This window comes from Sphingopyxis sp. OPL5 (assembly GCF_003797775.2).
Classification (GTDB): Bacteria; Pseudomonadota; Alphaproteobacteria; order Sphingomonadales; family Sphingomonadaceae; genus Sphingopyxis.
Genome location: NZ_CP060725.1, coordinates 2824180 through 2844217 on the forward strand (window position 1 = coordinate 2824180; position 20038 = coordinate 2844217).

The window sequence follows — 20038 nt, forward strand, 5'->3', positions numbered from 1 at the left end:
CCGCACGCGCCCCGCTGCTATCATTCAGCCGTCTTTTTCGCAGCGTCGGCCTTGGGAGCCTTCGCCTTGCCCTTGCCCGCCTTGGGGGGCGCCGAGACGATTTCGAAGGTCAGCGGGTTGCCGACCTTGGCATCGTCGCCGGTCTTCATCTTCACCTTGACCTCGCCGCCATGGACGAGCTTGCCGAACAGCAATTCCTCGGCCAGCGGCTGCTTGATCTTTTCCTGGATCAGGCGGCCCATCGGGCGGGCGCCGTACAGCTTGTCATAGCCCTTGCCGGTCAGCCATTCGCGCGCGGCCTCGTCGAGCTGGATATGGACGTTGCGGTCGGCGAGCTGCATTTCGAGCTGGAGGATGAACTTGTCGACGACGCGCGCGACCACTTCGGGCGGCAGATAGCCGAACGGCACGATCGCATCGAGGCGGTTGCGGAATTCGGGGGTGAAGAGATTCTTCACCGCTTCCTCCTGCACATCCTCACGCGTGAACGCGCCGAAACCGATGCCCTCGCGCGCCATGTCGCTGGCCCCCGCATTGGTCGTCATGATCAGGATGACGTTGCGGAAGTCGACCGTCTTGCCGTGGTGGTCGGTCAGGCGGCCATGGTCCATCACCTGCAGCAAGATGTTGAACAGGTCGGGGTGCGCCTTTTCGATCTCGTCGAGCAGCAGCACGCAATGCGGATTCTGGTCGATCGCATCGGTGAGCAGCCCGCCCTGATCATAACCGACATAGCCCGGAGGCGCACCGATCAGGCGGCTGACCGAATGGCGTTCCATATATTCGGACATGTCGAAACGCTGGAGCGGGATGCCCATGATCGACGCAAGCTGCTTCGCGACCTCGGTCTTGCCGACGCCGGTCGGCCCCGAGAAGAGATAGTTGCCGATCGGCTTCTCGGGATCGCGCAGCCCCGCACGGCTGAGCTTGATCGCCGACGACAGCACTTCGATCGCGGTGTTCTGGCCGAACACGACGCGCTTCAGGTCGGTTTCGAGGCTGGCGAGCGTCGCCTTGTCGTCGGTCGACACCGACTTGGGCGGGATGCGCGCCATCGTCGCGATCACGGCCTCGATCTCCTTGGCGGTGATCGTTTTCTTGCGCTTCGACGGGGCGACGAGCATCTGCATCGCGCCCACCTCGTCGATCACGTCGATCGCCTTGTCGGGCAATTTGCGATCATTGATGTAGCGCGCCGACAGGTCGACCGCGGCGTTGATCGCATCCTGCGTATAGCGCACCTGATGATGCGTCTCGAACGCGCTGCGCAGACCGGCGAGGATTTTCTTGGTGTCCTCGAGGCTCGGCTCGATCACGTCGATCTTCTGGAAGCGGCGCAGCAGCGCGCGATCCTTTTCGAAATGATTGCGGAATTCCTTGTAGGTCGTCGAGCCGATGCAGCGGATGACGCCACCCGACAGTGCGGGTTTCAAGAGGTTCGACGCATCCATCGCGCCACCGCTGGTCGCGCCGGCGCCGATCACCGTGTGGATCTCGTCGATGAACAGGATCGCGTGCGGCAGCCCTTCGAGTTCGGTCACGACCTGTTTCAGCCGTTCCTCGAAATCGCCGCGATAACGCGTGCCCGCGAGCAAGGCGCCCATGTCGAGCGAATAGATGACCGCGGGCAGCAGCACCTCGGGCACGTCGCCTTCGATGATCTTGCGCGCGAGACCTTCGGCGATCGCGGTCTTGCCGACGCCGGGGTCACCCACATAAAGCGGGTTGTTCTTGCTGCGGCGGCAGAGGATCTGGATCGTGCGATCGACCTCGGCGGTGCGGCCGATCAGCGGATCGACCTTGCCGACCTTGGCCTTTTCGTTGAGGTTGACGGTGAACTGGTCGAGCGCGGTCTCTTTTTTGTTCTTGGCGTCGGCCTTGTCCTTCGTCTCTTCCTTTTCCTCGGGCTCGGCCTGCGGCGAGGGCTTGCCGCCCTTGCCGACGCCGTGGCTGAGGTAGGAGACCGCGTCGAGGCGCGTCAGGTCCTGCTGCTGCAGGAAATAGACGGCATAGCTTTCGCGTTCGGAGAAGAGCGCGACGAGGACGTTGGCGCCGGTCACCTCATCCTTGCCCGACGACTGGACGTGCAGGATCGCGCGCTGGACGACGCGCTGGAATCCGCTCGTCGGCGACGGGTCGCTGTGTCCTTCGACCTTCAGGCTGTCGAGTTCGGTGTCGAGATAATGGACGACCGCCGATTGCAGGTCGTCGAGCGCGACGCCGCAGGCGCGCATCACTTCGGCGGCATGATCGTCGTCGATCAGCGCGTAGAGCAGATGCTCGAGCGTCGCATATTCGTGATGGCGCTCGGAAGCCGCCTTCAGCGCATTGTGCAGGGTCTTTTCGAGGCTCTCCGAAAAGGACGGCATAGGCTTATCTCCTTGGGGACAAGCCGGGGAGAGGCCCGCCCGATAGGCACAAGGTGGCGACGCCGCCGCCAGCCTGCAAGGGAAAAGCGGTCGGTGGCATGAATTTGCGCAGATCGGGGTTGGAATATGGTTAACGCGTTGGGGATTGGGGTGGGAAGCGGACCTTGCCGATCCTCCCTGTCGCGCAGCGATGGGGAGGTGGCAGCCCGAAGGGCTGACGGAGGGGCCGACGCCGTCAAAGACTGGCGCGCGGCCGCGGCCCCTCCACCACCAATTCGCGGCGGTCCCCCTCCCCACGGCTTCGCCGCAGGGAGGATTTATGCCCGCAACCGGTCGTCAGCCGTCATCCTCACCCGCCCGGTCGACCATATCCATGAAATCGCGGGCCAGATCGCGCTCGGCCGCGTCCTTGAACGCGATATCGAGGTCGGGCGCGACGCCGAGCATGTGCATCAACGCCCACAAGGCAAAGCGGCGGCCGGGGTTGGTTTCGAGGCCGAAATCGACGCGCATGCGTTCGGTGCCCGCGGCGAGCGCCTCGGGGTGGATCGCCGCAAGGTCGGCGGTGCCGAAATAGCGGGTCAGCTGGTCGTTGAAATCCATGGCGCCTTATGGAGGGAGTCCGGGCCGCGCGGCTAGCTTTTCTTGAACAAGGCGTCGGCGCTCAGCTTGTGGCTCGTCGCAAAGCTGATCCGCGCGCGCGTCCGTTCGATCTCTTCCTGCAAGACGACGATGCGGTCGTTCAGTTCGTCGACCGACAAGGGGTCGAGCGGCTGCTTGGTCAGCGCCGCCAGCACATCGTCGCGGCGGCGGGGTTCGTTGTCGTCGTCCATCGCCCGGATCCTTTTGTCCTCATGCTGTTGATCGGCGGCGAAGTTGTTGACCCGCCGCCCCGCGCTGTCAATAAGGCGCGCCTGTGGGAAGCAGGGGGACCAAGACGTGACCAGCGTGCCGGAAAGCATGACCGCCATCGCGATAAGCGCGCCGGGCGGCCCCGAAGTTTTGGTGCCCGAAACGCGCCCCGTGCCGCGACCGGGACCGGGCGAGGTGCTGATCCGCGTCGCCGCAGCGGGGGTCAACCGCCCCGACGTGCTGCAGCGCATGGGCTTTTATCCGCCGCCGCCGGGGGCATCGGACCTGCCGGGGCTGGAGGTCGCGGGGACGATCGTCGCGGTTGGGCCGGGGGGCGACCCTGAACAGCTGGGGCAGGCGGTGTGCGCGCTGATCGCGGGCGGCGGCTATGCCGAATATTGCACCGCGCCGGCGGGCAGCTGTTTGCCGGTGCCGAACGGCTTTTCGATGGCCGAGGCCGCGGCGCTGCCCGAAACGGTGTTCACCGTGTGGCACAATCTGTTCGAACGCGCCTGGGTGATGGAGGGCGAGACGGTGCTGGTCCATGGCGGCACCAGCGGCATCGGCACCACCGCGATCGGGCTGTGTAAATTGTTCGGCATCAAGGTGATCGTGACCTGCGGCAGCGCCGACAAATGCGCCGCGGCGACCGCGCTCGGCGCGACCCTCGCGGTCGATTATTCGAACGACGACTATGTCGCGGCGGTCAAGGCATTCACCGACGGCAAGGGCGTCAACGCCGTGCTCGACATGGTCGGCGGCGACTATGTGCCGCGTAATCTCGAATGCCTCGCCGACGACGGGCGCCATGTCACCATCGCTTTCCAGCGCGGGGCGAAGGTCGAGATCGACATCAGCCAGATGATGCGCCGCCGCCTGACGATGACCGGATCGACGCTGCGCGCGCGCAGCGCCGACTTCAAGGCGGCGCTGGCCGACGAAATCCACCGCACATTGTGGCCGCGCCTGGCGGAGGGCGCGTGGAAGCCCGCGATGGACCACACCTTCCCGCTCACCGAAGCCGCCGCGGCGCACGCGCGGATGCAGGCGGGCGCGCATGTCGGGAAGATCGTGCTGACGGTCGAATGAGGCCGCCGCGCCTGTGGTTGACATAGGCGACGAGAGCCATCACCGGGCGTTCCGGGTGCGGGGGCATCGGTTCCGGAGGTGATTTTGGCTGCGCATTCGCTCTTTCTCGAAGACCTTGAAATCGGGCAGGTCTGGACTGGCGGTCCGATCGAGATGACCGAGGCGGACATCATCCGCTTCGCCCGCGAATATGACCCGCAGCCGATGCATGTCGATGCCGAGGCAGCGGCCAGGGGACGCTTTGGCGGCCTGATCGCCAGCGGCTGGCATGTCGCTGCGGTCGTGATGCGCGAATTCGTCGATTCGGCGCCCTTCGGCGACACGCCGCTGCTCGGCCTCAAGGTCGACGACCTGCAGTGGCGGAGCGCGGTGCGGCCGGGCGATCTGCTGTCGATCCGGCGCGAAATCATCGATGTTCGCCGGTCCGACAGCAAACCCGATCGAGGGGTCCTGACCATGTTGATGACCGTGACCAACCAGCACGGCGCGGTGGCGATGTCCTTTGTCAACCTGATCCAGATACCGGCGCGCCAGGCCAGTTAGCCGCGCGGAAAGAGCCTTGGGGGCATTATGAGCGAGAGACCGATCCTTCACGAATATGCGGCGAGCGGCAATTGCTACAAGATCCGGCTGACCGCGGCGCTGCTCGCCTATCCGATCGAACGGCGCGAATATGACATCATCGCCGGCGAGACGCGGACGCCTGCGTTTCTCGCGAAGGTCAACCCGAACGGGCGCATCCCGGTGCTGCAGATCGGCGACAAATTCCTGCCCGAAAGCAATGCCGCCTGTTTCTGGCTCGCCGACGGCACACATCTGGTGCCGCACGATCGCTTCGCGCGCGCCGACATGCTGCACTGGATGTTCTGGGAGCAATATAATCACGAGCCCAATGTCGCGACGCTGCGCTTCTGGATGAAATGGATCGGCGAAGCGAATTTGAGCGATGTGCAGCGGGCATTGGTGCCGGTGAAGCAGGAAGCGGGGGCGGCGGCGTTGGCGTTGATGGACGAGTATCTGGCGGGGCGCGACTGGCTGGTTGGCGCGGGACTGACGCTCGCCGATATCGCGCTTTATGCCTACACCCATGTCGCAGAGGACAGCGGGTTTTTCGCACTGGCGGACTATCCGGGGGTGCAGGCGTGGATCGCGCGGGTCGAGGGCGAGCCGGGTTTCGTGGCGATGGGGGATTAGTGGGAAGGCCGTATCGGACGGTTGCGGATAAATCCCGTTCGACACGAACGGAAATGGAGAGTGGTCTGGAAACCGCTCCAAGTCCGACATCTGCCCCGCCAATCCCCGCACTTGCCCCTTTTTCGAAACCGGCATATAGCCGCTGCCAATGTCCGGCCGCCCCGCGAGGGGCGGCCCTTATTATTTGCGCTTTTGGAGAGCAGTCATGGTCAACCCCGACGCCACCCCGTTGATGCCGCATGCGACCGCCGCCTGGCTGGTCGACAACACCGGCCTCACCTTCGTCCAGATCGCCGATTATTGCGGCATCCACATCCTCGAAGTGCAGGCGATCGCCGACGAGACCGCGGCGACCAAATATACCGGTCGCGATCCGGTTCGCGCGCACGAACTGTCGATGGACGAGATCGAAAAGGGTCAGAACGACCCGAACTACAAGCTCAAGATGAGCAAGCAGGCGCAGGACACGATCCGCCGCACCCGCGGCCCGCGCTACACCCCGGTCAGCAAGCGCCAGGACAAGCCCGACGGCATCGCGTGGATCCTGAAGAACCATCCCGAGGTTTCGGACGGCGCGATCGGCAAGCTGATCGGCACCACCCGCAACACGATCGGCGCGATCCGCGACCGCAGCCACTGGAACAGCGCGAACATCGTCGCCAAGGACCCGGTGACGCTCGGCCTCTGTTCGCAGCGTGAACTCGACGCGCTGGTCGCCAAGGCTGCGAAGAAGGCCGGTATCGCCGCGCCGACCGACAATCGTTTCGAGGGCGACCGCGAGGCGCTGCTCGAGGAACTGCGCGCCGAGCGCATCGCCGCGAACGAACTGCGCGCCGCCGAGGAAGCCAGCGAAGCCGCGCTTGCCGCCGCGAACGACGAAACGGCGGCATAAGGCGTGGCGTCGGTCAGTGACGAAGAGGGTATTCCGGCGGCCAGCGGTTCGCCGGATGCCTCGCTGACCCAGGACGACAGTTTCACCGCGACGAGCCGCGCCGGGTTGACCTATCCCTGGGGCGACGCCGCACCGGGGGTGGGCGAGACGATCCGCATCGCGCCGGGAATCCGCTGGGCACGCATCCCGATGCCCGGCTCGCTCGGCCATATCAACAGCTGGCTGCTCGACGATGCTGCCAGTGACGGGGAGGATGGCGTCGCGGTGGTCGACACCGGCGTCTGCTTGACCATCTGTTCGGACGCGTGGAAGGCGCTTTATGCTGGCGCGCTTGCCGACACGCGGATCACCCGCGTTATCGGCACCCACCTGCACCCCGACCATATCGGCCTTGCCGGCTGGATCGCGAAGAAGAAGGGCGTCCAGCTGTGGATGACGCGCGGCGAAATGCTGACCGCGCGAATGATCGTTGGCGACACCAGCGACACGGCGCCCGACGAGGCGCTGGCGCAGTCGCGCGCCGCCGGTTGGGACGAGGCGGCGATCGAGCGGCAGAAGAGCGAGGGCTGGGGCCGCTTCGGCCTGATGGTCTATCCGCTGCCGCGCAGCTACCAGCGGATCAAGGACGGCGATGTCCTCGACATGGGCGCACACCAGTGGCGCGTCGTTGTCGGGTCGGGGCATAGCCCCGAACATGCGTGCCTGTGGAACGAGCGCGAGGGCGTGCTGGTGTCGGGCGACCAGGTGCTGCCGCGGATCAGTTCGAACGTGTCGATCAATATCACCGAACCCGGTGCCGATCCGCTGGGCGAATGGCTCGATTCGATCGACAAGCTGATCGCGACGGTGCCCGGCGACGTCCTGACCTGCCCCGCGCATGGCGAACCGTTCAAGGGATTGCACGTCCGGCTGATGGCGCTGCGCGACGAGCATCGCATGCGGCTCTATAATCTGGCCGAGGCGATCGCGAAGGCGCCGATGCGCGCGGTGGAGTCCTTCCCGCTGCTGTTCAACCGCCCGATCGGCCCGGATCAGCTGGGCATGGCGACCGGCGAGGCGCTCGCGCATCTGAAGCGGCTCGAGGTCGAAGGGCGCGTCCGGCGTGAGGATCGCGACGGGGTGTGGTGGTACCACGGCGTCGCGTGACCGCGCGCGGCGTTCTGATCGCCGCGCTGCTGGCGGCGACGACGCCGCATGTAATGGCGACCGAGCCCGCCGCCGCCCCAACCGCGACAGGCGAAACCACCGACGAGATCGTCGTCACCGCGCGCCGGTCGGGCGCCCCGATGTGGACGATCAAGACGCCGACGGGCGCGGTGATCCTGGTCGGCGAAATCCGCAACGTGCCGAAAGCGACGCCATGGCGTCCCGAGCGACTGGAGGGCGCGACCGAGCGCGCGCAGCGGGTCATCCTGGGGACCAAGGCGAAGGTGTCGCCGGGCGACATATTGCGGCTGATCTTCAAGGGTGGCGGACTGACCAAATTGCCCAAGGATCGCGTCGCCGCAGACTATCTCGACGTGCATCAGATCGCGCGGCTGCGGGCGCTCGAGGCGCGGTTCGATCAGGATTATGCGCAGAAGAATTTCCTGATGACCGCGTTCGATCTGCTCGCGAAGCGGCTCGCCTTCAACCGCGACACGGCCGACGACGCGTCCGATATCGTCCGCAAGGCGGCGAACCGCGCCGACATTCCGGCGCAGCCGGTGGGCGAGATGCGCGGCGAGGACATGCTCGACAATCTGTTCGCGGCGGCTCCCGAAACGCATATCCCCTGCCTCGACGCGGCGATGACGGCGACCGAGGCCGGCGGCGATATCGTCGCCGCGCGCGGGCAGGCGTGGACCGAGTTCGACGTGCCGGCGGTGATGGCCAACCCGCTCGAAAGGGCGCTCGGGCGCTGCTGGCCATGGACCAACGACGGCTTCGGCCCGGCGCTGCGCCAGCAGTGGGTCGGCGCGATCAATGATGCGGCGGCGAAGCCCGGCGTGACGCTGGCGGTGGTGCCGTTGCTGGTGCTCGCCGAACCCGACGGGGTGCTCGACCGGCTGCGGGCGCAGGGCCTGCCGATCGTCGGGCCGGCGTGGACCGCGCCTATTTCGGCCGGTGCATCACCCAGCTGAACGCCATCGCGTTGAAGATGGTGTAGAGGCCGTAGAGCAGAAGCCCGGTGAACCAGTTGCGCGTCGCGATCGCCATCGCGCCGACGAGCAGCAGGAACTCGAAGACATAGGTGATATTCGGGCCGACCTTGTCGGTGAACGGCCGGAGCATCTCCTGCACCAGCGGGTCGTCGCTTTCCATGAACGCGCGGTGCATCGCGAAATTGCCGATGCCGGCGCCGAAAATGGCGATGATCGCGATCCACATAGGTTTGCAAATGGGACAGCCGGGGTGGAAATGCCAGCGACTTTCGGGTTATAGGGCGCCATCGAACGTGCGCAGGCCCGCGCGATCGGTCGAACGAACCCGGCTTCTGCCCCCAAGCGAAGGACGTCTTCGGTGACCTCTCTCCCCCGACTGGCCGCGCTTTGCCTGCCGCTCGCCCTTGCGATTCCGCCCGCGCATGCGGCACAGGATCCCGCGATGCCGCTCCAGCCCGACCCGGCGCTCGCCGACCCGTTGCTGGTCGAACCGCTCCCGCTGATGCTCATGGACCCCGACCCGCCCTTGCCCGATGCGGTGCGCGCGATGATCGACGCCGCCTTCGCGAGCGGCGAGGACAGCGATGTCGAAGCGGTGGTCAGGCTCGCCCGCAGGACCAATCCGGGCAGCCGGGGCGAGATCGACGCGCTGATCGCCTATTACCGGAGCGCGAACCCCGCGGTGGTGCCGCCCGATCCGGTGAGCGACATGCTGACCGCGGCCATCGCGAGCGGCAAGGACGCCGATGTCGAAGCCGTCGCCAAGCTGGCGAAAGCGGCCAATCCCGACGACGCGGCGGAAATCGACGCGCGGGTCGTCGCCTATCGCGCCGAGCGGCAACGGCTGAAGGACGAAGCGGCGGCGGCGGTGCGCGCCAAATTGGCGGCGGCGAAATTCTGGGAAAACTGGAAGGGCGAGGGGCAGATCGGCGGATCGCTGAGCACTGGCAACACCAAATCGGCGGGGCTGAGCGCGGGGCTGGCGCTGGCGCGCAAGGGGATCGACTGGACGCACAAATTGCGGTTGCAGGCCGATTATCAGCGCACCAACGGCCGAACCTCGATCGAACGTTATCTCGGCGAGGTCGAGCCGCAATATCGCCTGAGCGACCGCGGTTTCGTCTATGGGCTGGGGCGCTGGGAGAAGGATCGCATCCTCGGCTATGACAGCCGCTGGAACCTGTCGGGCGGGCTCGGTTACAAGCTGATCGACAGCAAGTCGGTGGCACTCAGCCTGAAGGGCGGGCCGGCATGGCGACGCACCGATTTCGTGCGCGGCGACATCGACAATGAACTGACCGCGCTCGCCGGACTCGACTTCGGCTGGCAATTGTCACCGACGCTGCGGCTGACGCAGGTCGCCTCGACCGTCGTCGGCGAGGCAAACAGCTCGACCAGTTCGCTGACCTCGCTCAACGCCAAGCTGAGCGGAAAATTGTCGGCACGGATCGCCTATTCGGCACAGATCGATTCGAGCCCGCCGCCGGGGGTGGAGAGCGTCGATACGCAGACGCGATTCACGTTGGTGTACGGGTTTTAGATCAGCGTCATTGCGAGCGAAGCGAAGCAATCCAGGGCGGATTCCGCCCACGCTGGATTGCCGCGTCGCTTTGCTCCTCGCAATGACGAAGAGCGAGAACGGCCAGCTAGTCGAACACCTCCGCCCCGCCGATCGTCTCGCCCTCCGCCAGCAACCCGACCCCCGGCACATGGTTGAACTCGATGCGGATGCCGTCGGGATCCTCGAACAGGATCGAATAATAGCCGGGCGCCCAGGGTTCCTCCTGCGGGCCGTGGACCAAGACGATGTCGCTGCGATTCTTGAGGAATTCATGGATCGCATCGACCGCGGCGCGGTCGCGCAGGCGGAAGCAGGCGTGGTGCAGCCCCGGTGCGCCCTGGTCGAAGCGCTTGCCGGCGTTCTCGGGGCTGCCGGTGCGGATGCCGATCGCGGTGCGCCCGCCGACGCCATAGAGCATCGCGTCGCTGTCGAGTACGATCTTGAGATCGAGATAGGTGATGACGTCGCGCCAGAAAGCCGTCGAGCGGGCGAAGTCGCCTGCGGTCAGGATGACGTGCGCGACGCCGTTGAGGTCGGTCATTTGCCCCTCCCTATTTGATGGCGGCGAGGGTGTAGAGGAACTCGGCGAAGCCCATCGTCGCATCGACCAGCCCCGCGACCTTGGGGTTGGTCGAATCGATCAGATAATATTCGTTCGGCGCGTGCGCGCCGCCACCGTGGCCGGTGCCGAAATGGCCCGCCGGGATCGACACCGGCGGCGCGGTGAAGGTCGCGCCGGGCCAGCTGCCCGCGAGCCGCGCGTTGATGTTGGTCGCGATGCCGAGTTTTTTGTAGGTCGCGAGCTCGGTGCGGATGAGGCGGCTGTCCTCGGCGACCTCGGTGGGGTCGTAACCGCCCGACACGTTCATCTCGACGTCGGTGAAGCCATGTTTGTCGAGATGCGCGCGCAGCTTCTTTTCGGCCTCGGCGCGCGTCTGGTTGGGGACGAGGCGCAGGTCGAGCTTGGCGACCGCGCGGCCGGGCAGCACGGTCTTGCCGCCGGGGCCGGTGTAACCCGCGACCAGCCCCTCGATATTGACCGTCGGTTCCTGCGCTAGGCGGATCAGCGCGTCGTCATATTTGAGGTTGTCGATCCAGACATTGACCCCCAGCGCCTTTTTGTCGGCGGCTTCGTCGGCGGTCTTCGCGGCTTCGCGGATCAGCGTCTTTTCGCGGTCGGTGAGCGGGCGGACATTTTCGAACCAGCCTTCGATCGCGGGGGTGTTGCCGTCGGGAGTGACCAGCGTTTGCAGCGCCTGCACCAGCCGCCAGGCGGGCGAGTCGATCATCGCCTTGAGGCTGCTATGCACGTCGCCCTTCGGGCCGCGGCCCCATTTCTCGCCGCTCGCGACCAGTTCGAGTTCGATGATCCCCTTCGATCCCAGGTTGACGTCGACCGCGCCGGTCTTGTCCTGCGACGGGAAGGGGATGAAGATGCCGTCGCATTTCTTGAGCGCGGCAAGGACATTGGGCTTGGTCGCGACCTGGCGGAAATGCGGCGAGCCGATCTCTTCCTCGCCCTCGCAGATCAGCACGATGTTGACCGGCAGCGTCGCCTTGGCGGCGCGGATCGCGTGGAGCGCGGCGAGGAAGGCCGATTCCGGGCCCTTCTGGTTGGTCGCGCCGCGCCCGACGATCGCGGTTCCGAGGCCTTCCTTGGCGACGAACTTGCCCTCGAGCGGCGGCGACGACCATTCGGCGGGATCGAACTGTTTGACGTCATACATGAAATAGATGCCGAGGGTGCGTTTGGCGCCGACGTCGATCGTGCCGAAGACCCCGGGATGGCCGTCGGTGGGCACGATCTCGACATTGGTGAAGCCCGCGTCGCGCGCGAGCTCGGCCATATAGGCCGCGCCCTCGGGCATGTTGCGGTTCTCGGCGGCGATCGAGGGCAGCGCGATCCAGTCGCGCAGCCGCTTGATCGAGGCTTCCTTGCCCGCCTCCGCCGCCTTACGGATCTCGGCCATCGGGCCGGTCGCGGCGAGCGACGGCAGCGGGCGCATCAGCATGGCGCCGGCGCCGAGCATCGCGGTGCCGCGAATCACGTCGCGGCGGTTCAAGCGGTCGAAGGTGCGGAAATCCATGCTGCGTCCCCTATGCGGTTTGGCCCCGGGCAAGTCTGGACGAACTGGCGTGGAAGGCAAGCTGGCGATTGACGATCGGCGCGGGGCGAGCCTAGCCTGATCCGCAAGGGAGGGCCGAGCGATGGATTTTGCTGGCAAATGCGTCGTGATCACCGGCGGCGCGACGGGGATCGGTTTTGCACTGGCGAAGCGGCTCGGGGTCACGGGGGCGAAGCTGATATTGTGCGAACCGCGCGAGGCGAAGCTGGCCGAGGCCGTGGCGGCGCTGGCGGCGCTCGGCATCGATGCGCGTGCCTTCGTCGGCGACGTGACCGATGCAGCTTCGGTCGAGGCGCTCGCCGACTTCGCCTGGGCGGCGCATGGCCGCGCCGATGCGATCATCGCCAACGCCGGGGTCGGCGGGCCGCGTGCATCGGTGATCGATTGCGATCCGGCGGCGGCGCGCGCCTTGTTCGAGGTCAATTTCTGGGGGGCGTGGAACTGTATCCGCAGCTTCGGGCGCCGTTTTCAGGCCGACGGGCTTCCGGCCGGGATTTATGCCACCGCGTCAGAAAATGCGCTGTTCAACGCGGTGCGCGTGAAGGGCGGGGCCTATGTCGCGAGCAAGCATGCGGTGCTGGGGCTGATGGATATGCTGCGGAACGAGGTGTCGTCCGCGATCGAGGTCGGCGTGATCATCCCCGGCTGGGTCAAGTCCGACATGACGCGCCATGCCGAGCCCGCGATGGAGGCCGATGCCTTTGCGGCGCGGATCGTGCCGCAGATGGAGGCGGGGCAATTCTATCTCGTTAGCCACCCCTATAATGTCGTGCGGATGGAGGAGCGCTGGGCCGAGGCCTATGCGGCGTTCGCCGATTATGCGCCGCGCGAGGAAGGCGACGAAGCGATGGACGTGCAAATGGTGATCGAAAGCGGCGCGGCAGTGAAGCGCCGCGACTAGGGCGCGGTGCCCGCCGCAAAGGGTTTGGCGTCGCTCACCCATTCCCAGACGCAGCGGCTCTGCGGTTTCAGCTTGAGCGCGGCATTGAGCTTGTCGACCGCGCCATCGGGCAGGGCCGCGATCCATGCGCCCTGATCGGTCCACAACCAGGCGAAGCGGCGGCCGACCTTGGCGGCATCGAGGTGCAGCGCGAGGGCGTGCTGGATGTGGCTGCTCGCATATTTGACGTCGCCGTCATAAGCGATGGTAAGCGGCGCGCCGTTCACGGTCAGGGCGATGCGGACGGGCATGATCCTCTCGGCCGGCGGCCAGACGGCGTCGATGGCGACATCGGCGATTTGCAACGCGCCGCCCGCGAGCCGGTCGAGGTCGGCGATCTGTCCGCGCAGATAGGCTGAATCCTGCTCGGTCTTCGAATCGAGCATCGCGAGATTGGCCATGAAGCGCGCGGGGTCGGTGCCGGGATGATAATGGCCGAGCTCACCCAGCGCAGCGAGGATGGTGTCGGGCTTCACGCTCTCGTCCATGTCGGCGACGCCGGGAAAGAAGAGCGCGGGATCGGGCACCTCCGGAGCAAAGACGCCATGTTCGGCCAGGACCACCACGGTCTTGCGCACCGCCACCTTGCGCGCGGGCGAGAGGTCGGGCGGCGGCGCGCGCGGCACGATCGGCGGCTGCGGTGCAGCGCGGCGACGGGCCAGGCCGGCGAGGTCGCGGAGGAATGACAGGATCACCGCCGCGCCGCCGGTGATGAGGCCGCCCATCAGAATCGAGAAAAACGCTCGCGCGCCGGTGCTGGTGCCGGGGCCGAAGGGTACGGCGAGGAAGAACAGCGCCGCGCCGCCGATGGCGACGGTGAACCAGATCGGGAAGCGGCTCATGGCCGCTGGACCTTATGCCTTCTCCAGCAACCCTTCGTCCTTGATTCGCCTTTGCCACAGCGCCGGGGCGTTGACGTGGACGTTCTGGCCCTCGCTGTCGACCGCGACGGTGACCGGGAAGTCCTGCACCTCGAATTCGTAGATCGCCTCCATGCCGAGGTCGGCGAAGCCGACGACCTTGCTGCCCTTGATCGCGCGCGCGACGAGATAGGCGGCGCCGCCGACCGCCATCAGATAGGCGCTCTTGTGCTTCGCGATCGCCTGCGTCGCGGCGGGGCCGCGTTCGGCCTTGCCGACGCAGGCGAGCAGGCCCTGATCGAGCATCATGTCCATGAACTTGTCCATGCGCGTCGCGGTGGTGGGACCTGCGGGGCCGACGATTTCCTCGCCGACCGGATCGACCGGGCCGACATAATAGATGACGCGGTCCTTGAACGCGACGGGCAGCTCTTCGCCCTTGGCGAGCATCTCGGCGATGCGCTTGTGCGCGGCGTCGCGGCCGGTGAGCATCTTGCCGTTGAGGAGCAGGCGGTCGCCCTGCTTCCAGCTCGCGACGACTTCGGGCGTGAGATTGTCAAGGTCGACGCGGATCGCCGCCTGGTCGGGTTTCCAGTCGATCTGTGGATAATCGGCGAGCACCGGCTTTTCGAGATAGGCGGGGCCGCTGCCGTCGAGGGTGACGTGCGCGTGGCGCGTCGCGGCGCAGTTGGGGATCATCGCCACCGGCTTCGACGCGGCGTGGGTCGGCCAGTCGGCGATCTTGACGTCGAGCACGGTGGCGAGGCCGCCGAGGCCCTGCGCGCCGATGCCGAGCGCATTGACCTTTTCATACAGCTCGATGCGCAGTTCCTCGGTCGGGTTCGACGGACCGCGCGCGAGCAGCTCGGTCATATCGATCGGGTCCATCAGCGACTGCTTGGCGAGCAGCATCGCCTTTTCGGCGGTGCCGCCGATGCCGATGCCGAGCATGCCCGGCGGGCACCAGCCGGCGCCCATCTGGGGCACCATTTCGAGCACCCAGTCGACGATGCTGTCGGACGGGTTCAGCATCTTGAACTTGGACTTGTTCTCGCTGCCGCCGCCCTTCGCGGCGACGTCGATCACGACCTTGGCGCCGGGGACCATTTCGACATTGAGCACCGAGGGCGTGTTGTCCTTGGTGTTGACGCGGCTGAACGCCGGGTCGGCGAGGATCGAGGCGCGCAGCTTGTTTTCGGGGTGGAGATAGGCGCGGCGCACGCCCTCATCGACGACCTGCTGCAGGCTGCGGGGCGAGTCGAGGCGGCAGTCCATGCCCCATTTGATGAACACGGTGACGATGCCGGTGTCCTGGCAGATCGGCCGATGCCCTTCGGCGCACATGCGGCTGTTCGACAGGATCTGCGCCATCGCGTCCTTCGCGGCGGGCGAGACCTCGCGCTCATAGGCGGCGCCCAATGCGCGGATATAGTCCATCGGGTGGAAATAGCTGATGTACTGGAGCGCGTCGGCGATGGTTTCGACGAGGTCGTCCTCGCGGATGATGACGGTGTTCATGGGTGCAGTCCCCTTTGCCCTGTGTCAGGATTCGCCCGTGTCCCTAGACCCGCCGCGCCGCGACGAAAAGAGGCTAAGGGTCCGTACTCCCTTACAGCACCGTCGAGGCGCCCAAATGGCGAACAGGTCGGACCGAAAGGTGCGCCGGGAAGGCTGGTTGCCTTTCCAAGCGGCTTTCGGTTCGAGATGGAAGCCATTTGGACGTCCCGAAGGGATTTGACCAAAATGGCCCATTGCTTCGTCGAGAAGTCTCGAAATATTGACATATGTCTTCGCCTTCTCTCCTCGCAGTGGGCCATTTTGCCTCAAACCTCGACGGTGCTGTAAGGGAGTACGGACCCTAAATATCTTCCTTTCGGCGCCCGAAATGGCGGCGCTTGCCGGGCGCCAGCGAAATTTCGGGTTCGTCGCGATCGGCGGCGCGGCGGTGCGGGGTTTCGGGATCGAAATTGACCAGCGGCTCGCGGCGAACCAGCGCATACCACGCGCCGATCGCCGCCATGACGAGCAGCGCGAACCAGCCGGCGCCGATCACCGCGGTCAGCGTCCAGCCAAAGCCGGCGGGGGCGATCAGCGCCATGATCGTGGCGAGGCAGGGGATCAGGACAAGCGTGCCGGCGAACTGCCACCATCGCCCCATCTGCACCATGGCATAGCCGATCGCGACATTGGTCAGGGTGAGCGCGAGGAATTTGGCCGCGACCGGCCAGGGCAGGCTGGCCATGGCGGGCGAATAATCGCCCAGCGTGAAGGCCGCCTGGATGTCGAACAGCAGCCAATTCTCGTAAGCGTCGCAGAGCGCGGCGACGATCGGGAGTAGGGTCGCGGCGAGCAGCCAGCGCAGCCTGAGTTCGCGCCACAAGGCGAAGCAGCCGCAACCGAGGAAGGCGGCGTAGAGCAGCATGAACAGATAGTCCTGCTCGTTGCCCGCGCGCATCGCGGCGAGGCGGGCGACCTGCAACGGATCAGCGCTGGTGCCGAAGACCGCGAACAGATCGGCCTCGCCGCGTGCGAATTCGAAGGCGATGACCGGCGCGCCATAGCCGGGGTGGATCGCCGCGGCATCGGCCGGGAAGACCCGCCCGAGGTGAAGGCCGAACAGGAGCATGGCGGCCCCCATCGCGACGGTCAGCACCCACCAGCGGGTCGGGGCGGGCGGGCGCGTGCGCTGCGCCTCGATCCAGCGATGGAGCCCCCCGCCAGCCATTTACGGGTCCGGCGGGGTGCGATCGGGGCGCCCTATTGGCACTCGGCGCATTTGCCGCGCACTTCGATCACCGGGCGTTCGGCGGCAAAGCCGGTCGCGTCGGCGGCGGCGCGGACGCCGTCGGACAATTTGTCGTTGTCGATATGAACGGCGGACCCGCAGCTGTCGCAGATCAGGAAGATGCAGTCGTGGAGGCAACCGGGATGGCTGTTGGCGACAAAGGCATTGGCGCTTTCGACCCGGCGGACGAGGTTGTTCGCCACGAACAGGTCGAGGATGCGATAGACGCTGTTCGGCGCGACGCGCTTGCCGCGGTTCTTCGACACGATGTCGGCGATTTCATAGGCGCTGGCGGGCTTGCCGATCTCGGCGACGGCGTCAAAAATCTGCGCGCGCATGTCGGTCCAGGCTTCGCCCGCAGCCTCGAGCGCGGTCTGCGCGGCACTGGCGAGCGAGGCGCCACTGGCCTCGACGTGCGGATGATCATGCTTGCCCATCGGCGTTTCCTTATGCGCGTGGCCGAAATGGCGCGCGCCAATCTGCCTAACTGGGCACAATGTAGGCTCTTTGCAGGGGTGCCGCAAGCGGCGGACCGGTCCGTTTCGGCGCGCTAGTGCCGCGCCCGCCGGTTGAGGTCGTGGCCGAGCGCGACGATCGCGACGCCGATCATCGTCGCCAGCACTTCGCTGCCGTCATGCGGCCGCGACAGCGCGCCGCCCATCATGCCCAGCCCGAAACTGCCGACCGCGAAGGGCATCATATAGCCATGGCTGAGCACACCCGAGACGAGCGTGATCAGCGCGAAGCCGATCGCGACGACGAGGCCGACTTCGTGGAACAGGTGATTGTCGAACATCACCCCGCCGACCGAGGCGATCGAGGCGAAAAAGACCGTCGTCGCGAGGCAGTGGACGAGGCACAGCCCCGACAGGCCCATCGCCAGCTGGTCGCCCGACAGCGAGGTCAGCGGCTTCGAATCGCGCGCAGCCCGAACCAGCGCGCCGAGGCGCGTCGTGGCATGGTCGTGGCTGGCGACGTGGGTCACCCGATTCTCCGTTGGGGCAATTGCGATGGTGGATATGGCATATCATGACAAAGGTTACAATGTCTCATTGTCACAAGTCGCCGCTCGCCTCAACTTCGTCACCCCCGCGAAGGCGGGGGTCCAGCTTTTTCAGCCGTTGAGGGTGTCGAACAGGTCGAGCCAATCTGGATTGCTTTCCTCGATGAGGCGAAACTTCCAGTCGCGATTCCATTTCTTCATCGCCTTCTCGCGCCGGATGGCATCACGGATGTCTTCGTGCCTTTCCATATAGACGAGCCGTTTCACGCCATAGAGACGACAATGTTCGGCACCTTTGTCGTCGCGATGCTGCATAACGCGATGGGGAAGGTAAGCAGTGACACCGATATAGGTCGTACCGCGGTAGCGATTGGCCATGATGTAGACGTAACCACCTTTGGCCATTCGCGGGCTCCCTGAAGAAGCTGGACCCCCGCCTTCGCGGGGGTGACGAAGAAGAGGGAGAGCGAGATCAGCCTCCCTCTTCCGCCCGCAAGGCCTTGCGATCGAGCTTCCCGATCATCGTCTTGGGCAAATTCAGCCGCACCTCGACCGCGTTCACCCGCTCATGCTTGCCGAGCTGCGGGTTGAGCCAGGCGGCGAGCGCTTCGCCCGAGACGTCGAAGCCGTCCTCGAGCGTCACGAACGCCTTGGGCGCCTCGCCGCGATAGGCGTCGGGGACGCCGAGGACGATCGCTTCCTTGACCGCGGGATGTTCATAGAGATGCGCCTCGATGACGCTGGGGTAGACCTTGAAGCCGCCGACCGCGATCATGTCCTTCAGTCGGTCGACGATCCGGACATAGCCGTCTTCGTCGATCACCGCGACGTCGCCGGTGCGCAGCCAGCCGTCTTCGGTGAAGCTGTCGCCATCGGCGTCGGCGCGGTTCCAATAGCCGCGCATGATCTGCGGGCCCTTGACGACCAGTTCCCCCGGTTCGCCCGCCGGGGCGTCCTTCATAGGGTCTTCCTTGTCGACGAGACGGATGTGCGTCGCGGGCAGCGGCTGGCCGATCGTCCCCGCCTTGACCGGGCCGGCATAGGGGTTGGTCGAGACGACGCCCGAACTTTCGGTGAGGCCATAGCCCTCGACCAGCGAAGCGCCCGTGGCGGCGACGAATTTCTCGCGGAGCTCGGCGGGCATCGGCGCCCCCCCCGAAATGCAGACGCGCAGGCTGGAGAAGTCGGTCTTCGCGAGGTCGGGATGGTCGAGCAGCGCCTGATACATCGTCGGCACGCCGGGCAGCGCGGTCGTTTTTGTGCGGGTGATCGCCTCCAGCGCCTGTTTGGCATCGAAACGCGGCAGCATCGCGATCATGCCGCCGTTGAGCACCGTGCGGTTGAGGACGCAGGTGTTGGCGAAGACATGGAAGAAGGGGAGGACGCCGAGGATGCGGTCGTCGGCGTCGTGATCGGGGTCGATGCTGTTGACCTGCCGCGCGTTGGCGGTGAGATTCTGGTGGGTCAGCATCGCGCCCTTCGGCGTGCCGGTGGTGCCGCCGGTGTACTGGATCAGCGCGACGTCGGTTTCGGGATCGATCGTTGCGGGTTCGTAATGGCCGTCATTGGCGACCAGCGCCGAGAAGCGGGTGACGCGGCTGTCGTCGGGCAGCGCCGAGACCTCCTTGCGGCGCAGCATCCGGTAGAGCAGCGACTTGGCGCCGGGCAATCCGCCAGCGACCGACCCGACGATCAACTGTTTCAGGCTCGATCCGTCGAGCACCTTCAAGGCGGTCGGCAGCAGCGCGGTCGCGCTCATCGTAAAGAGGATTTCGGTACCCGAATCCTCGACCTGCGCCTCGAGTTCAGTCGCGGTGTAGAGCGGCGAGAAATTGACCACCGTCGCCCCGGCGGCGAGTGCGCCATAATAGGCCGCGACATAATGCGGGACGTTGGGGAGGAAGAGGCCGATGCGCGTGCCCTTGCCGATGCCGCGTTCCTGCAGGCCCCTGGCGACGCGGGCGACCCCGTGCGCGACCTCGTTGTAGCTGAAATGGCGTCCCATGAAATCGAGCATCGGCGCATCGCGGCGCTTCGCGATGCTTGCGGCGAGCATGTCGGGGAGCGAGAGCGGCGGGAAATCCTGGTCCCAGGGCGTGGGGTGGTTGTAATTCGTCGACCAGGAAAAACCGCTATCCATCTCTATGCCAGATCCTTTTGCTCGGGGGGAAGCTTCCTGACACTAGGGTAAGCAAGCCAGTGTCGCAACAGGGCCAGCTTGCG

At 66.0% G+C, this 20038-nt stretch carries 21 protein-coding genes; 8 read left to right on the top strand and 13 right to left on the bottom strand.

The window, feature by feature from the left end; all coding sequences use genetic code 11:
- Positions 1-20: 20 nt before the first annotated feature.
- The 3 genes from clpA to EEB18_RS13530 all read right to left on the bottom strand — a co-directional run bounded on the left by clpA (position 21) and on the right by EEB18_RS13530 (position 3202).
- Positions 21-2369, bottom strand: a complete 2349-nt coding sequence (gene clpA / locus EEB18_RS13520) for an ATP-dependent Clp protease ATP-binding subunit ClpA (RefSeq protein ID WP_187140997.1) — start codon at positions 2367-2369, stop codon at positions 21-23.
- A 336-nt stretch (positions 2370-2705) separates the two neighbouring features.
- Positions 2706-2972, bottom strand: coding sequence for a hypothetical protein (locus EEB18_RS13525; RefSeq protein ID WP_187140998.1), 267 nt, complete (start codon positions 2970-2972; stop codon positions 2706-2708).
- Positions 2973-3004: 32 nt separating this feature from the next.
- A complete protein-coding gene (locus EEB18_RS13530; protein WP_187140999.1) occupies positions 3005-3202 on the bottom strand; it encodes a DUF1192 domain-containing protein in 198 nt (65 codons plus the stop codon).
- Positions 3203-3308: 106 nt separating this feature from the next.
- Between EEB18_RS13530 and EEB18_RS13535 the strand changes: the two genes are divergently transcribed.
- The 6 genes from EEB18_RS13535 (at position 3309) to EEB18_RS13560 (ending at position 8519) form a co-directional block, all read left to right on the top strand.
- A complete protein-coding gene (locus EEB18_RS13535) occupies positions 3309-4310 on the top strand; it encodes an NAD(P)H-quinone oxidoreductase (RefSeq protein ID WP_262407927.1) in 1002 nt (333 codons plus the stop codon).
- Between the two features lie 84 nt (positions 4311-4394).
- Positions 4395-4853, top strand: a complete 459-nt coding sequence (locus EEB18_RS13540; protein ID WP_222943099.1) for a MaoC family dehydratase — start codon at positions 4395-4397, stop codon at positions 4851-4853.
- Between the two features lie 27 nt (positions 4854-4880).
- Positions 4881-5504 carry a glutathione S-transferase family protein gene (locus EEB18_RS13545; protein WP_187141000.1) on the top strand — a complete coding sequence of 208 codons (624 nt, stop codon included), beginning with the start codon at positions 4881-4883 and terminating at the stop codon, positions 5502-5504.
- Between the two features lie 232 nt (positions 5505-5736).
- Entirely contained in the window at positions 5737-6396 is a 660-nt protein-coding gene (locus EEB18_RS13550) for a DUF1013 domain-containing protein (RefSeq protein WP_056347151.1), read from the top strand.
- Positions 6397-6399: 3 nt separating this feature from the next.
- Positions 6400-7542 carry an MBL fold metallo-hydrolase gene (locus tag EEB18_RS13555; RefSeq protein ID WP_187141001.1) on the top strand — a complete coding sequence of 381 codons (1143 nt, stop codon included), beginning with the start codon at positions 6400-6402 and terminating at the stop codon, positions 7540-7542.
- Entirely contained in the window at positions 7539-8519 is a 981-nt protein-coding gene (locus EEB18_RS13560; RefSeq protein WP_262407928.1) for a TraB/GumN family protein, read from the top strand. The genes EEB18_RS13555 and EEB18_RS13560 overlap by 4 nt, the downstream gene beginning before the upstream one ends.
- Here EEB18_RS13560 and EEB18_RS13565 read toward each other — a convergent pair.
- Positions 8491-8766, bottom strand: a complete 276-nt coding sequence (locus tag EEB18_RS13565; protein WP_056345586.1) for a hypothetical protein — start codon at positions 8764-8766, stop codon at positions 8491-8493. The genes EEB18_RS13560 and EEB18_RS13565 overlap by 29 nt on opposite strands.
- A 132-nt stretch (positions 8767-8898) precedes the next feature.
- Between EEB18_RS13565 and EEB18_RS13570 the strand changes: the two genes are divergently transcribed.
- A complete protein-coding gene (locus tag EEB18_RS13570; RefSeq protein ID WP_262407929.1) occupies positions 8899-10080 on the top strand; it encodes a YdiY family protein in 1182 nt (393 codons plus the stop codon).
- Positions 10081-10186: 106 nt separating this feature from the next.
- Here EEB18_RS13570 and EEB18_RS13575 read toward each other — a convergent pair whose 3' ends face one another.
- Both EEB18_RS13575 and EEB18_RS13580 read right to left on the bottom strand, forming a co-directional pair.
- Complete coding sequence (locus EEB18_RS13575) at positions 10187-10642, bottom strand: VOC family protein (RefSeq protein WP_187141002.1); 456 nt, start codon at positions 10640-10642, stop codon at positions 10187-10189.
- A gap of 10 nt (positions 10643-10652) precedes the next feature.
- On the bottom strand, positions 10653-12188 hold the full coding sequence (locus EEB18_RS13580) for a M20/M25/M40 family metallo-hydrolase (protein ID WP_187141003.1): 1536 nt from the start codon (positions 12186-12188) through the stop codon (positions 10653-10655).
- 121 nt (positions 12189-12309) lie between these two features.
- Between EEB18_RS13580 and EEB18_RS13585 the strand changes: the two genes are divergently transcribed.
- Entirely contained in the window at positions 12310-13128 is an 819-nt protein-coding gene (locus tag EEB18_RS13585) for an SDR family NAD(P)-dependent oxidoreductase (protein ID WP_187141004.1), read from the top strand.
- Here the strand turns inward: EEB18_RS13585 and EEB18_RS13590 are convergent.
- The 7 genes from EEB18_RS13590 to EEB18_RS13620 form a co-directional block, all read right to left on the bottom strand.
- Entirely contained in the window at positions 13125-14009 is an 885-nt protein-coding gene (locus tag EEB18_RS13590; protein WP_187141005.1) for a hypothetical protein, read from the bottom strand. The genes EEB18_RS13585 and EEB18_RS13590 overlap by 4 nt on opposite strands.
- Positions 14010-14021: 12 nt before the next feature.
- Positions 14022-15545, bottom strand: a complete 1524-nt coding sequence (locus tag EEB18_RS13595) for a fumarate hydratase (protein WP_187141006.1) — start codon at positions 15543-15545, stop codon at positions 14022-14024.
- A gap of 340 nt (positions 15546-15885) precedes the next feature.
- Positions 15886-16752, bottom strand: a complete 867-nt coding sequence (locus tag EEB18_RS13600; RefSeq protein WP_187141007.1) for a hypothetical protein — start codon at positions 16750-16752, stop codon at positions 15886-15888.
- Positions 16753-16784: 32 nt separating this feature from the next.
- Positions 16785-17249 carry a Fur family transcriptional regulator gene (locus EEB18_RS13605; protein WP_056345603.1) on the bottom strand — a complete coding sequence of 155 codons (465 nt, stop codon included), beginning with the start codon at positions 17247-17249 and terminating at the stop codon, positions 16785-16787.
- Between the two features lie 113 nt (positions 17250-17362).
- On the bottom strand, positions 17363-17797 hold the full coding sequence (locus EEB18_RS13610) for a MerC domain-containing protein (RefSeq protein WP_082544899.1): 435 nt from the start codon (positions 17795-17797) through the stop codon (positions 17363-17365).
- 129 nt (positions 17798-17926) lie between these two features.
- Positions 17927-18220 carry a GIY-YIG nuclease family protein gene (locus EEB18_RS13615; RefSeq protein ID WP_187141008.1) on the bottom strand — a complete coding sequence of 98 codons (294 nt, stop codon included), beginning with the start codon at positions 18218-18220 and terminating at the stop codon, positions 17927-17929.
- Between the two features lie 67 nt (positions 18221-18287).
- Positions 18288-19955, bottom strand: a complete 1668-nt coding sequence (locus tag EEB18_RS13620) for an AMP-binding protein (protein WP_187141009.1) — start codon at positions 19953-19955, stop codon at positions 18288-18290.
- Positions 19956-20038 lie beyond the last annotated feature (83 nt).

Excerpts from the sequence above, each read along its gene's own strand:
- EEB18_RS13595 (WP_187141006.1), bottom strand. The coding sequence starts at position 15,545 with ATGAACACCGTCATCATCCGCGAGGACGACCTCGTCGAAACCATCGCC.
- EEB18_RS13590 (WP_187141005.1), bottom strand. The coding sequence starts at position 14,009 with ATGAGCCGCTTCCCGATCTGGTTCACCGTCGCCATCGGCGGCGCGGCG.
- EEB18_RS13575 (WP_187141002.1), bottom strand. The coding sequence starts at position 10,642 with ATGACCGACCTCAACGGCGTCGCGCACGTCATCCTGACCGCAGGCGAC.
- EEB18_RS13545 (WP_187141000.1), top strand. The coding sequence starts at position 4,881 with ATGAGCGAGAGACCGATCCTTCACGAATATGCGGCGAGCGGCAATTGC.
- EEB18_RS13525 (WP_187140998.1), bottom strand. The coding sequence starts at position 2,972 with ATGGATTTCAACGACCAGCTGACCCGCTATTTCGGCACCGCCGACCTT.
- EEB18_RS13550 (WP_056347151.1), top strand. The coding sequence starts at position 5,737 with ATGCCGCATGCGACCGCCGCCTGGCTGGTCGACAACACCGGCCTCACC.
- EEB18_RS13615 (WP_187141008.1), bottom strand. The coding sequence starts at position 18,220 with ATGGCCAAAGGTGGTTACGTCTACATCATGGCCAATCGCTACCGCGGT.
- EEB18_RS13620 (WP_187141009.1), bottom strand. The coding sequence starts at position 19,955 with ATGGATAGCGGTTTTTCCTGGTCGACGAATTACAACCACCCCACGCCC.
- EEB18_RS13600 (WP_187141007.1), bottom strand. The coding sequence starts at position 16,752 with ATGGCTGGCGGGGGGCTCCATCGCTGGATCGAGGCGCAGCGCACGCGC.
- EEB18_RS13565 (WP_056345586.1), bottom strand. The coding sequence starts at position 8,766 with ATGTGGATCGCGATCATCGCCATTTTCGGCGCCGGCATCGGCAATTTC.
- EEB18_RS13605 (WP_056345603.1), bottom strand. The coding sequence starts at position 17,249 with ATGGGCAAGCATGATCATCCGCACGTCGAGGCCAGTGGCGCCTCGCTC.
- EEB18_RS13530 (WP_187140999.1), bottom strand. The coding sequence starts at position 3,202 with ATGGACGACGACAACGAACCCCGCCGCCGCGACGATGTGCTGGCGGCG.
- EEB18_RS13580 (WP_187141003.1), bottom strand. The coding sequence starts at position 12,188 with ATGGATTTCCGCACCTTCGACCGCTTGAACCGCCGCGACGTGATTCGC.
- EEB18_RS13585 (WP_187141004.1), top strand. The coding sequence starts at position 12,310 with ATGGATTTTGCTGGCAAATGCGTCGTGATCACCGGCGGCGCGACGGGG.
- clpA (WP_187140997.1), bottom strand. The coding sequence starts at position 2,369 with ATGCCGTCCTTTTCGGAGAGCCTCGAAAAGACCCTGCACAATGCGCTG.